General features: G+C 74.1%; 17 protein-coding genes and 1 riboswitch. Of the genes, 7 read left to right on the top strand and 10 right to left on the bottom strand.

Going from position 1 to position 14,163, the window contains the following annotated elements; all coding sequences use genetic code 11:
- Positions 1 to 103: 103 nt before the first annotated feature.
- A complete protein-coding gene (locus tag AB0G50_RS35210) occupies positions 104 to 1,177 on the bottom strand; it encodes a CU044_5270 family protein (RefSeq protein ID WP_360118209.1) in 1,074 nt (357 codons plus the stop codon).
- Positions 1,170 to 1,742: an RNA polymerase sigma factor gene (locus AB0G50_RS35205; protein WP_360118206.1), complete on the bottom strand. Its 573-nt coding sequence runs from the start codon at positions 1,740 to 1,742 to the stop codon at positions 1,170 to 1,172. Before AB0G50_RS35205 ends, AB0G50_RS35210 begins: the two co-directional genes overlap by 8 nt.
- Positions 1,743 to 1,984: 242 nt before the next feature.
- On the opposite strand from AB0G50_RS35205, the gene AB0G50_RS35200 reads away from it, so the two are divergent.
- Positions 1,985 to 3,094 carry a DUF4037 domain-containing protein gene (locus tag AB0G50_RS35200; RefSeq protein ID WP_360118203.1) on the top strand — a complete coding sequence of 370 codons (1,110 nt, stop codon included), beginning with the start codon at positions 1,985 to 1,987 and terminating at the stop codon, positions 3,092 to 3,094.
- On the opposite strand, the gene AB0G50_RS35195 is transcribed toward AB0G50_RS35200, so the two are convergent.
- The 4 genes from AB0G50_RS35195 to AB0G50_RS35180 all read right to left on the bottom strand — a co-directional run bounded on the left by AB0G50_RS35195 (position 3,095) and on the right by AB0G50_RS35180 (position 7,001).
- On the bottom strand, positions 3,095 to 4,636 hold the full coding sequence (locus AB0G50_RS35195) for a nucleotidyl transferase AbiEii/AbiGii toxin family protein (protein WP_360118200.1): 1,542 nt from the start codon (positions 4,634 to 4,636) through the stop codon (positions 3,095 to 3,097).
- A gap of 49 nt (positions 4,637 to 4,685) precedes the next feature.
- Positions 4,686 to 5,222 carry a GNAT family N-acetyltransferase gene (locus AB0G50_RS35190; RefSeq protein WP_360118197.1) on the bottom strand — a complete coding sequence of 179 codons (537 nt, stop codon included), beginning with the start codon at positions 5,220 to 5,222 and terminating at the stop codon, positions 4,686 to 4,688.
- Positions 5,223 to 5,268: 46 nt separating this feature from the next.
- Positions 5,269 to 5,559, bottom strand: a complete 291-nt coding sequence (locus AB0G50_RS35185; protein ID WP_360118194.1) for a hypothetical protein — start codon at positions 5,557 to 5,559, stop codon at positions 5,269 to 5,271.
- Positions 5,560 to 5,858: 299 nt separating this feature from the next.
- Positions 5,859 to 7,001, bottom strand: coding sequence for an epoxide hydrolase family protein (locus AB0G50_RS35180; protein WP_360118191.1), 1,143 nt, complete (start codon positions 6,999 to 7,001; stop codon positions 5,859 to 5,861).
- Positions 7,002 to 7,064: 63 nt separating this feature from the next.
- Between AB0G50_RS35180 and AB0G50_RS35175 the strand changes: the two genes are divergently transcribed.
- From AB0G50_RS35175 to AB0G50_RS35165, 3 genes are all read left to right on the top strand, one after another.
- Entirely contained in the window at positions 7,065 to 8,024 is a 960-nt protein-coding gene (locus AB0G50_RS35175; protein WP_360118188.1) for a WYL domain-containing protein, read from the top strand.
- A gap of 541 nt (positions 8,025 to 8,565) precedes the next feature.
- The gene (locus tag AB0G50_RS35170) at positions 8,566 to 9,975 is read left to right on the top strand and encodes an MFS transporter (RefSeq protein WP_360118185.1); all 1,410 of its coding nucleotides are present in this window, start codon (positions 8,566 to 8,568) and stop codon (positions 9,973 to 9,975) included.
- A 20-nt stretch (positions 9,976 to 9,995) separates the two neighbouring features.
- Complete coding sequence (locus tag AB0G50_RS35165; RefSeq protein ID WP_360118182.1) at positions 9,996 to 10,421, top strand: MarR family transcriptional regulator; 426 nt, start codon at positions 9,996 to 9,998, stop codon at positions 10,419 to 10,421.
- Here the strand turns inward: AB0G50_RS35165 and AB0G50_RS35160 are convergent.
- The 3 genes from AB0G50_RS35160 to AB0G50_RS35150 all read right to left on the bottom strand — a co-directional run bounded on the left by AB0G50_RS35160 (position 10,396) and on the right by AB0G50_RS35150 (position 11,302).
- Positions 10,396 to 10,734 carry a multidrug efflux SMR transporter gene (locus tag AB0G50_RS35160; protein WP_360118179.1) on the bottom strand — a complete coding sequence of 113 codons (339 nt, stop codon included), beginning with the start codon at positions 10,732 to 10,734 and terminating at the stop codon, positions 10,396 to 10,398. The genes AB0G50_RS35165 and AB0G50_RS35160 overlap by 26 nt on opposite strands.
- A gap of 1 nt (position 10,735) precedes the next feature.
- Positions 10,736 to 11,050: a multidrug efflux SMR transporter gene (locus tag AB0G50_RS35155; RefSeq protein WP_360118176.1), complete on the bottom strand. Its 315-nt coding sequence runs from the start codon at positions 11,048 to 11,050 to the stop codon at positions 10,736 to 10,738.
- A 13-nt stretch (positions 11,051 to 11,063) separates the two neighbouring features.
- A riboswitch (guanidine-III (ykkC-III) riboswitch) is annotated at positions 11,064 to 11,128 on the bottom strand.
- Between the two features lie 27 nt (positions 11,129 to 11,155).
- On the bottom strand, positions 11,156 to 11,302 hold the full coding sequence (locus AB0G50_RS35150; protein WP_360118173.1) for a hypothetical protein: 147 nt from the start codon (positions 11,300 to 11,302) through the stop codon (positions 11,156 to 11,158).
- A 102-nt stretch (positions 11,303 to 11,404) separates the two neighbouring features.
- On the opposite strand from AB0G50_RS35150, the gene AB0G50_RS35145 reads away from it, so the two are divergent.
- Positions 11,405 to 11,689, top strand: a complete 285-nt coding sequence (locus tag AB0G50_RS35145) for a hypothetical protein (RefSeq protein ID WP_360118170.1) — start codon at positions 11,405 to 11,407, stop codon at positions 11,687 to 11,689.
- A 122-nt stretch (positions 11,690 to 11,811) separates the two neighbouring features.
- Here AB0G50_RS35145 and AB0G50_RS35140 read toward each other — a convergent pair whose 3' ends face one another.
- Positions 11,812 to 13,143 carry a hypothetical protein gene (locus AB0G50_RS35140; protein WP_360118167.1) on the bottom strand — a complete coding sequence of 444 codons (1,332 nt, stop codon included), beginning with the start codon at positions 13,141 to 13,143 and terminating at the stop codon, positions 11,812 to 11,814.
- A 163-nt stretch (positions 13,144 to 13,306) separates the two neighbouring features.
- On the opposite strand from AB0G50_RS35140, the gene AB0G50_RS35135 reads away from it, so the two are divergent.
- Positions 13,307 to 13,672 carry a S4 domain-containing protein gene (locus tag AB0G50_RS35135; RefSeq protein WP_360118164.1) on the top strand — a complete coding sequence of 122 codons (366 nt, stop codon included), beginning with the start codon at positions 13,307 to 13,309 and terminating at the stop codon, positions 13,670 to 13,672.
- Between the two features lies 1 nt (position 13,673).
- Positions 13,674 to 14,066, top strand: coding sequence for a hypothetical protein (locus tag AB0G50_RS35130; protein ID WP_360118161.1), 393 nt, complete (start codon positions 13,674 to 13,676; stop codon positions 14,064 to 14,066).
- The last annotated feature ends 97 nt before the right edge of the window (positions 14,067 to 14,163 follow it).

Here is a 14,163-nt window from a genome sequence, read left to right as displayed (position 1 = left end):
GCCCCCCCGCCCCTCCCCACCGGGGCCGCCGCCGCGCCCGGGCGCGCCCACCCCCTCCCCCCGCTGGTGGCGGGCGGGCGGGCCCCCCCCCCCCCACACCGGGTCAGGGCTCGACGCCCACCGCCCGGACGGTGGCCGTGACGAACGAGGAGAACTCGATCGCCGTGCCGGCGGGGAGGCCCGCGTAGCGGTCGACGCCGGGCCCGGCCAGGACGGTGCGGTTGCCGATGAACCGCCCGGTCGTCGGGTCCACGACGATGTCGAACCGCAGGCGTGGCGCGGCGGGGTTGTCGAGCACCCCGAGCGCCACGCCGGTCCGGCCGTCGAGGTCGGCGGCGTTCTCGGTGATCTCCAGGGTCGGCAGGCGGATCAGGGCCCGGTAGAGGGCGGCGCGGAGCGCGGGCGAGGCGTCGGGTGCGCTCAGGACGCCGGCGGACAGGGACAACGCCTCGGCCGCGTTCCCGTGTGCCGCGGAGTCGAGTTGCGAGTAGAGGGCGTCCGGGTCGAGCGGCAGGGCGGCCAGGAAGGGCGGCGCGGGGTCGTGCCAGCTGCCCTGGCGCTCGGCGCACGGTGTGCCGTCGTCCGGGGTTCCGCCCAGTTCGCCGTTGTCGCCGGGGAAGTCGCCGCACGGGCCCTTGCGTTCGCCCGTGGTCCGGTGGAGTGCGCCCAGGAGGCCGTCGTCACCCTCGGTCTCGGCCTGCTCCTGGCTGCCCAGCACCCACTTCCAGTCCACAGTGGACGATCGTTCCAGCCACTCGGCCGAGCGGTCGCCCGGGATCCACGTCCGGCGCACCTCGTGCACCAGGACGCCCAGCGGCGCGCCGGCGCGGGTCCGGCCGCTCGCCAGGTCCCAGGAGTGCCGGGCCAGGTAGTGGTACTCGCCGGCGGCGAGCGGGTCGTCCGGCGACTTCCGGGCACCCTCGGCGGCCTGCTCCAGGGAGGCCGCCGCACCGGCGGCCGGCGGGTGGTCCAGCGCCCGCACCGCGAACATCCCGCCGACGACGAGGGTCACCACCGCGGCCGCGGCCACCCACCGGTGCCGGCGCGACGACGGTTCCGCGAAGGCCTCGTCCATCCTCGCCACCGCCCTGGCCCGGGCGGCCGCGCCGAACTCCGGTCCCGCCGGCTGGTCGGCGAGCGCCCGGTCCAGCTCACCGTCGGTCCACAGCTCAGGCATGGTCGGTCCCCTCGAGGTCGATGAGCGGGCACGCGGCCCGCAGGTGGCGGCGGACGCGGTGCAGGCGGGAGCGGACGGTGCCGACCGGGATGTCCAGGGCCTGGGCGACCTCGGTCGAGTCCATGCCCGCCCAACTCGTCAGCAGCAGCACGTCCCGGTCGCGCGGCGCCAGGTCCTCGAGCGCCCGGGCGAGCCGCCGGGCCCGGACCTGCGCGTCGACCTGGTCCACCACCCGGTTCTCGTGGCTGTCGGCGTGCCCGGGCGGCGCGACCCGAGCGGTCGCGCTCCGCTCCCGCCGCCGTGACCTCAGGTGCGTCCGCACGACGTTCGTCGCGATCCCGTACAGCCACGGCCGCACCGCGGCCCGCGCCGGGTCGTACCCGGCACGCCCCCGGATCGCCGCCACGAAGACGTCGCCGACGAGGTCGTCGGCCGCCTCCGGCGCCCACCGCGACAGGTACCGGTGCAGTTCGTCGGCGTGCGCGCTGAACAACGCCTGGAAGTCCGCCGCTGTGCGCGGTGGCCCCGGTGAGGCCTCCGGCGGGTTCTGGTCGACCACAGTCATCACACCGGTGTTTGGCCGCAGCGGGGCTTCGCGTTCACGCGCGCCGGCGACCGGTGGTCGGCGGTCCGCACGACGAGCACGCCACGCGGCCGCGCCACCGAGCGGATCCGGCCTGGCGCGCGACCGCGTCGAGGTGCCGCGTCGCGGCCGACGCAGTCCGGTCCACCCATCTCGGTTCCGGTCGGCCGACGTCGGCGATATCCGGTCGCGGCCCGCCCGCCGCGCACGGCACGATGCCACCCGTGGACCACTCGTTCGTCCCCGGACTGGAACTGTCGCGGCGCTTCTACCACGAGGCGGTGCGGCCGCTGATCCACGCGCACTTCGGGGACCTGCCCCACACCGCCGCGCGGATCGGCGCCGGCTCGGAGGTCCTCGGGTTCGACACCGCCCGCTCCGCCGATCACGAGTGGGGTCCGCGCCTCCAGCTGTTCCTGCGCCCCGACGACGCGGACCGGCACGCGGACGACCTCGTCGCGGTACTGGGCGACGAACTGCCCAAGACGTTCCACGGCTACCCGACGAACTTCGCCCCCGGTGGGAACGACCACGTGCGCCACATGGCGTTGACCGACGGGCCGGTGTCCCACCGCGTCGACGTCACCAGCCTCGGCGCGTGGCTCACCCGGCACCTGGGGTTCGACCCGCGCGCCGGCGTCGCCATCCGCGACTGGCTCGCCACCCCCACCCACACCCTGGCCGAGTTCACCGCGGGCGCGGTCTTCCACGACCACGCGGGTGACCTCACCGCCGCCCGAACCCGGCTCGCCTGGTACCCCGACCAGCTCTGGCGCCACGTGCTCGCCTGCCAGTGGCAGCGGATCTCCCAGGAGGAGGCGTTCGTCGGGCGGTGCGGAGAGGTCGGCGACGAACTCGGCTCCGCCGTCGTCGCCGCCCGGCTGGTCCGCGACCTCATGCGGCTGAGCCTGCTCCTGCACCGCCGCTACCCGCCCTACGGCAAGTGGCTCGGCCGCGCCTTCGCCCGACTCCCGTTCGCGGCCGAGGTCACGCCGGCGCTGACCGGCGCGCTCGCCGCCACCTCGTGGCACCGGCGGGAGGAGCACCTCGCCGCGGCGTACTCGGCCATCGCCGTGCGGCACAACGACCTCGGACTGACCGAGCGGCTCGACCCGGCCACCCGCCCCTACCACGCCAGGCCGTACCGGGTCCTGCGCGCCGAGCGGTTCGGCCAGGCGCTCCTCGCGGGCGTGGAGGATCCCGAGGTCCGCGCACTCCCGCTCACCGGCGCCGTCGACCAGTTCGCCGACAACACCGATCTGCTCGGCGACCGCGCGGTGACCCGGGCGGTGACCGCCGTCCTGACCGAGGCGAGGTCCGGGCCGGACGCCTGATCACCGGTCCAGGGCGAGGGCGAGTCGGCGGAGCCAGTCGTCGGCCTCGCCGGTCACGGTGGGGTGGTCGTCGCGGAAGTTGGGCCAGTCGACCTTCAGGGACAGGAACCACTCGGGGGTGTAGTCGGCCGCCCGGGCGCCGTACTCCGGCCCGAGCAGGGCGCGGACCAGGTCCAGGGGCACGGTGGTGTGCTCGGCCAGCAGGGTCGCGTCGTAGAGGTCCTTGCCCTGGGGGTGCAGGTCGGTCAACAGCCACTGGAGTTTCCACGCCAGGGACAGGCTCGGCGACGCGGCGAGCACCGAGGTGCCCAACGGGGGGACGGCGACCGGGATCGGGGGTTCGGGCAGCTTCTCGTTGAACACCAGGTCGACCTGGACCGTGCCCGAGGGCAGGCCCTCGACGTCGAACGGGAACAGCAGGCGGCGGCCCGGTACCCGTTCGTAGGTCCAGATGTGTTCGGAGACCACGTCTTCCGGGCGCAGGCCGGCACCCGGGGTGGCGGCCGCGGCGGCGATCAGACCGTCCAGCATCGACTTCGCCTCCGGGCCCTCGAACGCGAAGTCGGCCGGTACCACCACGAAGTCCAGGTCGCCCGGGGCGCGGGCCGCCTCGCCGAGCCACGCCCGCAGCACGACGCTGCCGCGCAGCACCAGGTTCCCCGCCCACGGCGAGCCGGCCACGACCGCGAGCAGGTGCGCCATCGCGGCCTCGCGGGCGGCGTGCCAGCGGTGGCCCTCGGTGGCGTCCTCGAAGACCGGTTCGCCCGCGCGGTAGGCGTTCCGGAAGTGCAGGAGGGCCGGGTCGAACGTGGCGCGCTGCGTGATGCCGGCGTCCGGCGCGGTGACGAGCGGGCGGTAGGTGGCGGGGTAGCCGGGTTCGCCCGCGGGCGCGGTCCGCATCCGGCCCTCGCGTTCGCCCGTCGCGCCGCTCCAGCTCGTCAGCCAACCGCGGTCGAGGCTGAGCGCGTCGTCGTGGACGACGTACTCCTCCTCCACCTCCAGCACCTCGAACCCGCCGTCCCGCAGCGCCGCGAGCAGGTCGTCCAGCCGGGCCCGCGCGGTCGGCCGACCGACGCCGTGGCACCGCTGCGTGACGAACCGCTCCTCGCGGCCGTCCTCGCGCCGCCGCCGGGCGTTGCGCGAAGCCCGCGCGCCGTGCCCGTGCACCGCGTCGCCCAACGCGACCAGCGTGCGCACGTCACCGGCCGGCAGCAGCACCTTCGCGTGGTGCTCGAAGTACAGCTCGGGGTCGGCCTCGTCGTCCGACCGCGGCACGCCCTCGTTGCCCGGCGCGGCCTCGATCTTCGTGCGCACCGGCCGCAGCTCGGAAGCGATCAGCTCGGCGCGCCACCGGAGGGCGAGCGCGCGCAGGTCGTCCAGCGTCCCGCTGCCCGGGATGGTCAGCATCGGCTGCGAGGGCGTCGCGCCCCGGTCGAGCCGGATGTGGCTGAACTTCAGCCCGTTGCGCCCGGCGAACTCGGCCAGCCGGTCGGCGTTCCACTCGGAACAGGTCAGGTGGATCTCGAAGTCGCCGGAGAACACCCGCGGATCCTCGCACCCGGCCGACGCCCGCACGCCGGCCGGGTGGTGATCATCCCGTGCGCACCCGGCGGACGAACCGCCGTTCGAGCCGGCCCGACCGCGGGTTGTGCGCGACCTCGTCCGTGCCGACCCACCCGGCGCTCTCGTACACCCGGATCGCCCGCGCGTTGTCCGCGATCACCCACAGCCGCAGCTCCTCGTGACCGGTTTCGCGGGCGTGGTCCTCGGCGGTCCTCAGCAGTCGGCGCGCCACGCCGCCGCCCCACGCGTCGGGGTCCACGCCGACGTACCAGACCTCCAGCGCGTCCGCCCTCGGCGCCACCAGCGTGAAACCGACCGGACGGCCGTCCACCCTGGCCAGCACGAGGCGCGCGCCGACGACGTCCAGCCGCTTGAGCAACCCCGGCACGGCCGCCTCGCCGGGCGCGGGTTCCGGGTCGCCGTCCCGGCACGCGGTCGCCCGCGCCCAGATCGTCGCGGCGGCCAGCACGTCGGCCGCGCCGTCCACCGCGGTCACCACCAGCCCGGTCACCGCGCGATCGACCCGGCGCGCACGCGACCGGGCCCGTTCACCTGCGTTCGCCACTCGTAGTCGATCACCCACCCACTGTAGGGCGGTCACCGGGCCGGATTCATGAGCCGGAGGTAGTAGTCCGCGGCGACCGTCGCGTCGTGGTGCGGATCCGGTGGTCGGCGATCACCAGTCCGTACCGCAGCCGGAACGCGGCCAGCGGGTCCGGGGTGCCGTCGACCGCCAGGGAGGACTCGATCAGCGGGCCGGTGGTGTGCCTGCCGTGCCGCAGGACCAGCGCGGCCGGTGCGGGGTCGGTCGTCGCGGGATCAACGCCGTGGTGCGCAACGTCGCCTTCGCGCCGAGCCTCTTCGGCGCGCTGGTGGTGACGGCGTTGGCGGTCGTGCCGCACGTCCGCCGCGGGTCGCGCCGGGTGCTGCCGTGGGCGGGCGCGGCGCTGGTGCTCTCCGGGGCGGCGTTCGCGCTGACGCCGCCGATCCGGCCGCGGTGCGCGCGACCTACGAGGGGCCGTGGGTGGCGTGGAACCTGCTGCGCGCGGCCCTCTCCGGCCTGGCCCTGGTCTGCGTGCTCGTCGTGGTCGCGGTGCGGGGGATCGGGGCGTGAGTCGTCAGCCCCCGCGGTCACCTTCCGGCGAGGGCCGAGCCGGGACCGGTCGGACCTCGAGCGGGTCCGGCCGGTCCCGGCACGGGGTCAGGAAAGGCTGCGGAAGAAGGCGCGGATGTCGTCCGCGAGCAGCTCCGGCTCCTCCATCGCGGGGAAGTGGCCGCCCTCGGCGAACTCGCTCCAGTGGCCGATCGCGTTGCCCGGGTCCATCGCGCGGCGCACGAGCGGGTTGGCGTCGAAGACGGCCCATCCGGTCGGCACGCCGAAGCCCATGAGCAGGTCGACCCCGGAGTGCTCGGCCTCGTAGTAGAACTGCGCGCTCGACTCGCCGCCGCGGGTGAACCAGTACAGGCTGATGTTCGTCAGGAGCTGGTCGCGGTCGACCGTCTCGTCCGGCGTCCGGTGGTCGCCCGCGGACAGGGACTTGAACTTCTCGGCGATCCACGCGAGCAGCCCGACCGGCGAGTCGGTGAGCGCCGCGCCGATCGTGTCGGGACGGTGGTTGTGCATCAGGAGGTACCCGAGGTCGGACGCGCCCTCGGCGCGCACCGCCTCGATCTCGGCGATCTCGTCGGCGGACAGGTCGGCGGGGTAGGGGAACTTGGTGCCGACCAACCCGAGCAACCGCGGGTCGACGCCGAAGTGCGTGCCGATGACGCGCTCCGGGTGCAGCGCCGCGAGGCGGCCGACGGTGCCGGTGCCCATGTCGGTGCCGTGTGCCGCGAACCGCTGGTAACCCAGGCGCGTCATGATCTCGGCGTACGCCTCCGTCGTCCGCGCCAGCTCCCAGCCGGTAGCCGACAGCGGGGTGGAGAACCCGAAGCCGGGCGGCGACGGGACGACCACGTGGAACTCGTCGGTCAGCAGCGGGATGAGGCGCTGGTACTCCACGAAGGACCCCGGCCAGCCGTGGTTGAGGAGCAGCGGGGTGGCCCGGGGGTTCGCCGATCGGGCGTGCACGAGGTGGAACTGCTGGCCGTCGACGTCCGTCGTGAACTGCTCGTGCTCGTTGAGCTTCGCCTCCTGCGCGCGCCAGTCGAACCCGTCGCGCCAGTACTCGGCGAGCTCGTCCAGGTACACCGGCGGGATGCCGCGGCTGAAGTCGGCGCGATCGTCCCGACCCGGCACGGGGATCGGCCGGCGCGTGCGAGCCAGCCGGTCGCGCAGGTCCTCGACGTCCGCCTGGGGGATGTCGACGCGGAACGGGGTGAGTGCGGTGTTCTCGGTCATGAGGTGGACGGTTTCACCCAATGCGGCAGGATCCCTTCCGCAATTGCCGGCAGGATCGTCACGGTGTTGGAAACCTCGGCCCGGCTGCTGGAACTGCTGTCGCTGCTCCAGCTCAAGCGCGACTGGACGAGCACCGAGCTCGCCGACCGGCTCGACGTGAGCACCCGGACCGTGCGCGCCGACATCGGCAAGCTGCGGTCGCTCGGGTACCCGGTCGACGCGCGCCCCGGCGTCGCGGGCGGGTACCGGCTGGCCGCCGGGACGGCGATGCCCCCGCTGCTGCTGGACGACGACGAGGCCGTGGCCGTCGCGGTCGGGCTGGGCGCGGTCGCGACCCGGCGGCTCGGCGTCGAGGAGACCTCGCTCACCGCGCTCGCGAAGCTGGAGCAGGTGCTGCCGGCACGGCTGCGTCGACGGGTGGAGGCGGTGCGCGAGGCGACGAGCGTGGTCCCGGGCGCCGAGCCGCCGCTCGACCTCGCGGCGCTCGGCGCGGTCGCCGCCGCGATCCGCGCCCACGAACGGCTCCGGTTCGGGTACGCCAAGCCCGGGGGAGCGCAGGAGTCGCGCCACGCCGAACCGCGGCGGCTGGTGGCCTGGGGCGCGTTCTGGTACCTGCTCGCGTGGGACCTCGACCGCGCCGACTGGCGGGTGTTCCGCGTCGACCGGATGGTGCCGCGCGCACCGACGGGTGCCCGGTTCCGGCCGCGCGCGCTGCCGGCGGACGACGTGGTCGAGTACGTCCTCGGACGCATCAGCAAGGGCGCCTGGAAGTACCGCGCCCGGGTGCTCGTCCACGCTCCCGCGGCCGAGGTCGCCGCGAAGATCCGCGTCCCGGTCGACATCGAGGTGGTGGACGAGGCCACGTGCCGGGTCGACGTGGGCTCCGACAGCCCGGACGCGCTCGCGCTGTGGATGGCCCAGCTCGACGTCGACCTGGAGGTGATCGACGGGGGCGAGCTGGCGTCGGCATTCGCCCGCCTCACAACGAGATTCCGCCGCGCGGCGGGTGGCGCGTCCGAGTGACTCCCGAGGACTTGCGGCCGGTCTCCGGACTTCCGCTCCGGGCTGTCGGCTCGACCGTGCTCGGCGCCTCGGGTACCGGGCGAGCCGACTTGGGACGGGCGTCCCTCGGCCCGCGTTCGCCGTAAGGAGTACTGAAGGGGGAGCGGGGTGACACCCGGGCCGGGACCCGCCTCACCTCGGTGGTGGAAACGCCGACACAAGCCGACAGGCGAACGCTCCCTGCCCAGTCCAAGCTCCGCCCAGGCTCAGCCCCACCCACGCCACCCCGTCCCCGCGCTGCCCACTCCACCCCGCCCGCGCTGCACTGCCTGGCCTCGCCCAAGCCCGCTCCGCCCAGCCCTGCGCCGTCCGCCCCTGCCCTGCTCGGGCCTGCCCAGGACGCCGGCGGCAGGTTGTTGACGTGTCCGATGCGAGGATTGTTGAACAATGGGGCGATACTACGTTTCTACACGTGACACCTGCGGGTATGTCGGGAGACACAGCGGCGAGGGATTGGTTATAGTCCTAGAATAGTTCTGTGACTATAACCAAGCTCGCCCCTGTGAAGCCGGTGCTCAGTGCCCGGCGGCGGGTGCTCGTGCTCGCCATCTGCTGTCTGAGCCTGTTCATCGTCGGGTTGGACAACACGATCGTGAACGTCGCGCTGCCGTCGATGCAGCGCGACCTCGACGCCACCCTGTCGGGCCTCCAGTGGATCATCGACGCCTACACCGTCGTGCTCGCCGGCCTGCTCATGCTCTCGGGCTCGACCGGCGACCGGTTCGGTCGTCGGCGGACGTTCCAGCTCGGGCTCGTGCTGTTCACCGTCGGCTCGCTGGTCTGCTCGCTCGCACCCGACCTGGGTTGGCTGGTCGCGGCCCGCGTGCTCCAGGCGATCGGCGGCTCGATGCTCAACCCCGTCGCCATGTCGATCATCACCAACACCTTCACCGACCCGCGCGAACGCGCCAGGGCCATCGGCGCCTGGAGCGCGGTGATCGGCGTCAGCATGGCGCTCGGCCCGGTCCTCGGCGGCGTGCTGGTGGAATCGGTCGGCTGGCGCTCGATCTTCTGGATCAACATCCCCATCGGCCTCGCCGCGCTCCTGCTCTGCGCCCTGTTCGTCCCCGAGTCGCGCGCGCCGCGACCCCGCGCGTTCGACCCGATCGGCCAGGCGCTGGTCATGCTCCTGCTGCTCGCCCTGACCTACGGCATCATCGAGGCGCCGTCGACCGGCTGGACCTCACCGCAAACCCTGGTCTGCGCCGCGCTCGCCCTGGCCGCGCTGGCCACCCTCGTCCCGTACGAGCTGCGCCGCCCCGAACCGCTGATCAACCCCCGGTTCTTCCGCAGCGCCCCGTTCGCCGGCGCGACCCTGATCGCGATCTCGGCGTTCGCCGCGCTGGCGGGCTTCCTGTTCCTCAACACCCTGTACCTGCAACAGGTCCGCGGCTTCTCGGCCCTGCACGCCGGTCTGCTGACGCTGCCCATGGCGACCATGACGATCGTCTGCGCACCGCTGTCCGGCCGACTCGTCGGCACCGTCGGCCCGCGCGCGCCGCTGGTCGTCGCGGGCGTCACGATGACCGCCAGCGCCCTGGTGCTGACCAGCCTGACCGACACGACACCGGTGTGGCAGCTGATGATCGCCTACGTCCTGTTCGGACTCGGGTTCGGCATGGTCAACGCGCCGATCACCAACGCCGCCGTCTCGGGCATGCCGCGCGCGCAGGCCGGTGTCGCCGCTGCGGTCGCCTCGACCAGCCGCCAGGTCGGCCAGTCGCTGGGCGTGGCCGTGATCGGCTCGCTCGTGCTGTCGGCGGACGCGGACTTCGCGGTCGCGAGCCGGGTCGGGTGGTGGGTCGCGGCGGGGTGCGGAGTCGCGGTGCTGCTGCTCGGTATCCTCACCACCGGCCGCTGGGCCGCGGGCACCGCCGAACGCACGGCGGCACGCCTGCACGACGGCCCATGATCGAGAACGGCGGACACCCCATGACCGAGCAACCGCAGGACGACGCCGCCGCGCGGGTGTGGAAGGCGATGCGCGTCCTGGTGCTGGAGAAGGAGGATCGCCGCCGCGAGACGGCGGAGGTCCTCGGCCTGAGCTTCTTCCGCGCCCGGGCGCTGCGCCGGCTCCTGCGCGGCCCGCTGCCGATGCGCGAGTTGGCCGCGCGGCTGTCCACCGAGAAGCCGTACCTGACGTTGTTGGTGGACGACCTGGAGAAGCGCGGCTACGTGGTCCGCACCCCGCACCCGGAGGACCGCCGCTCCAAGATCGTCGCGCTGACCGAGGAGGGCGCGCGGGTCGCGGCGGAGGCCGAGGCGATCCTGGCCAGGCCGCCCGCCGGCCTGCTCACGCTGGACCCGGACGACCTGGCCGCGTTGGACCGCATCACCGCCGCGCTGGTCCGCCCGTGACGGCGGTGGCCTTCAACCCGGCCACGCACGCCACGATCCCGGCCAGGAACGCCAGTTTCGCCACCGACACGGGCTCGTCGCCGGACAGCATCGCGACGCCGACGGTCAGCGCCGCGCCGATGCCGACCCACACCGCGTAGCCGACGCCCACCGGGATCCGCTTCACCGCGACGGCCAGCCCACCGAGGCTCGCCACCGCCGCGACCAGGAACACCGCGGTCGGCACGGGCTCGGTGAACCCGTCCGACCGCCCGAGCGCGGTCGCCCACACGGCCTCCAGGACCGCGCTGCCGATCAGGATCGCCCAGTGCACGTCAACTCACCGCCTTCAAACCCAGGACACACCCGATCAACGCCACGAGCAGCAGCACCCGCCGGACGTCGAGCGGCTCGTGGCCGCGCGCGAGCGACCAGCCGGCGGTCAGCACCGCGCCGACCCCGACCCACACCGCGTAGGCGGTGCCGGTCGGCAGGTCGCGCATCGCCACCGCCAACCCGGCCATGCTCGCCACGAACGCGACGGCGAACACGGTGGTGGGCAGGGGTTTCCGGAAACCGCGGGACTGGGCCAGCGCGGTGGCCCACACGGCCTCCAGCACGCCCGACAGGATCAACACCGACCAGGACACGACACACCTCGTCCACGCCAGTCTTGTCGCTGAGCGGGTACTGGGTGCCCTCGTCCGCAGTCCGGTGGTGGACTTGGTACGACCGTACCACATTTGCCCGGCGGGTCACAGCGCGGCGATCCCGTCCACGATGTCGTCCAGCAGCACCATGGCCTCGTCCGACCTCTTGGCCGGCAGGAGTTCGTCGCGAAGCAGGGTGTCGATGAACGAGCCGCGGGTCGGCGTCCGCGACGGGAGGTCTCCCGCCGTCACGCGGACGGTCGGCGATGTTGACGCCGGGCATGATCGTCAATACCGTGGCCGGGCACTCCCACTCACCGGCGGCGCCACGTCACGGCGCGCTCCATGACCGAAATGCCCGAGGACGAATTCCGTCAGGCCAATCTGCGCCATCTGCTCAACCGGTGGGACCCGCTCGGGGTCGCCGAGCTGGTCGACGACGAGTACGACTGCCTGCTCGTCCCGCTCTGGGACAGACTCACCCGCGGCGCGACGCGCGCATCGTTGTCGGAGTACCTCTGGTACGAGGTCGAAGACCACTTCGGCCTCGATCCCGAGTACTGCGGCACCGACGCGCTCGCCGAACGGCTGCTCGCGTTGGCGTCGACCTGGACGGTCGGCCGATCGCCGAGGTCCTGACGTGAGGACGTAGTCCGGCAAGCGCGCCGGAAAACCGGTGCCAGGCCCGGGCGGGACCGGTGTCGTCCCGCCCGCGGCCGTCGGTCGATCCGGAGGGGAAGCCCGCCCCGGCGACCACATCGCTAGTCCGGGACCAGGTGCGAGACCGGGCCGTAGGTCAGGCACAGCCGCAGCGGGTGGACGTCCCACGCGTCGAACGCGTACAGGGCGAGCGTGCCGCCCGCGCCCACCGACTCCGGCGTGGCCGGTGCGCTCAGCGACGACGTGCCCTGCCAGTACGGCATCCCGGCCGCGGGCGCCGGCGAGGTCTGGGCGACCGCCACCGGCCCGCCCTCCTGCTGCCGCACCATCAGCAGCACGTACGGGTCGGTGAACCCCGTGTGCTCGCCCGGCTCCACCACGAGGTACTCGCCGCGGTCGGCCGCCGCCGCGTTCGCCCAGCCGATCCAGCCGAACGCCCGGCGCACGGCCTCCGGCGTGACGGCCTCGACCGCGTCCTGCTCGCTGACCCGGGTCAGCACGACGGTCCGCCCGTCCGGCAGCGTCACGGCGTTCTCGGCGAACCCCAGCACGTCGCGGAACCTGTTGTCCGCCACCACCATCCGCTCCAGCGCGCCGGTGCCGAGCGCGGCGAGCAGCGCGTCCGGGTCGGCCACCCGCCAGAACCCGACCTTGCCGTCGTGCCACAGCGCGAGGTGCTCGCCGATCGGCAGTCCGGCCACCACCGGGATCCCGGTGCGCGGGGTCGGCAGGGCCGTGGTGACGGCCTCCTCGGCCCGGTACGGCGTGACCGGAACGGGACCGGACGGCGGGGTGGCGCGGTGCGCGTCGGACGTGATCACCTTGGTCACCGGCTCCTCGGGTGGTCTGGGCGTGAACGGCGGCTGCGCGGCGAACCTCGGGTCGAGTTGCGCGGTGCGGACGGCGTGGTGCGCCCACGCCCGGACCCTGGTCAGCGGGTGGTCGGGGAACTGCGGGTCGAAGCGCGCGTCGTCACCGGCGTGGTAGGGCAGCCGGCTCTGGGCCTCCGGCGCGTACGGGTGCGGCAGCAGCCACCGGTCGACGCCGAGCTGCGCCATCAACGCGGCCTCGCGCGCGCCGGTGACACCGCGTTCGGCGGCGTGCAGCGTCAGCACCGCGGTGCCGGTCGCCCGCGGCACGGTCAGGTCGGCGACGAACACCTGACCCGCCGGCTGGTCGGGCAGCGGCGCCTTCACGATCCGCAACAGCGCCGGTGTCCCGGACACCACCACCACGTGCGCCTCGACCAGGCACCCGGTCTCGGCGGCCCGCAGCGCGAGCCCGTGCCGGAGCCGGACCGGGTCCTCCAGCGGCGCGGGCAGGTCCGCGGCGTGATCCTGGTACACCACAGTGATCCGGTCGCCGGTCGCGTCGTGGAACCACGTGTTCTGGTCGTGCCGGCGCAGACCGGCCGTGTCGAATGTGATGGGCACGGGACGACCCTAGAGCCCGCCGGTGCCCCAAGGTGGCCGGACGCACCCACCGGCCCGCAGAAGAGGCCCGGATCGTCGGCCCGGCCCACTCCGCGTTCACCCGCGCGTCGGGTTCCCGGTGCCGAACGGACAGTGTCGGTGGGGTGGGCAATGATGTACGGCTGTGGAGTCCACCCGTGTGGACCGCTGGTTGTGGGCGGTCCGGTTGACCAAGACCCGCCCGGACGCCGCCGCGGCGTGCCGGGGCGGTCACGTGCGGATCAACGACAAGCCCGCCAAGCCCGCGACCACCGTGTCGCCGGGCGACGAGGTGCGGGCCAGGGTCGGTGACACGACCAAGGTGCTCGAGGTGGTGCGGGTGATCCAGAAGCGGGTGGGCGCGGCGGACGCGGCCACGTGCTTCATCGACCGCACCCCGCCGCCACCGCCGGACCCGGTGGCGCCGGTGGCCCGGCGCGAGCGCGGCGCGGGGCGGCCGACCAAGCGGGAACGCCGGGTGATCGACAAGTTCCGCCAGGGGTGGGAGTGACGTGGCGACGGTGGTGCTGACCGACGGGTTCGACTCGGAGGGGACCGCGGTGGTGCTCGTGGTCGATCAGGAGGGCACGCCGCAGGAGCGGGCCGTCGCCGGGTTGGGCGCGCGCGGGTACGAGGGCGACGAGTGCCTGTACCTGGTGCAGACCGACGGCTGGGTCGACCGGCGGGTGGTGGGCGACGTGCTGACGCTCGACGTCGTGCTGGCGGGGGAGACCGGGCCGACGGTGCTGCTGAGCGTGACGACCCGCGTCGACCCGGTCGCGTACGCGCGGGCGGGTGCCGAGACGGTCGTGCTGGTGGCCGCGCCCGGCGAGTCGGCCGGGTCGGCGCTCGACACCGCGTTGTCCGGCGAGGAGTGGCCGCTGATCGTGGCGCCCGCGCCGTGACCGGCCCACCTCCCGGGGTGGACCGGGGGCGCGGGCGGACCGCCCCCCGGTAGCAGGCGGGCCTCCCCCGCCGCACCGGCGCCACACCGGGCCCCCG

The sequence above is a fragment of the Actinosynnema sp. NPDC020468 genome, assembly GCF_040642015.1.
Classification (GTDB): Bacteria; Actinomycetota; Actinomycetes; order Mycobacteriales; family Pseudonocardiaceae; genus Actinosynnema.
Note: the sequence above shows the minus strand (reverse complement) of the source record. Positions and strands in the feature narration are given on the sequence as shown.

Coding starts and splice junctions, on each gene's coding strand:
- AB0G50_RS35210 (WP_360118209.1), bottom strand. CDS start 1,177: ATGCCTGAGCTGTGGACCGACGGTGAGCTGGACCGGGCGCTCGCCGAC.
- AB0G50_RS35205 (WP_360118206.1), bottom strand. CDS start 1,742: ATGACTGTGGTCGACCAGAACCCGCCGGAGGCCTCACCGGGGCCACCG.
- AB0G50_RS35180 (WP_360118191.1), bottom strand. CDS start 7,001: ATGACCGAGAACACCGCACTCACCCCGTTCCGCGTCGACATCCCCCAG.
- AB0G50_RS35165 (WP_360118182.1), top strand. CDS start 9,996: ATGACCGAGCAACCGCAGGACGACGCCGCCGCGCGGGTGTGGAAGGCG.
- AB0G50_RS35145 (WP_360118170.1), top strand. CDS start 11,405: ATGCCCGAGGACGAATTCCGTCAGGCCAATCTGCGCCATCTGCTCAAC.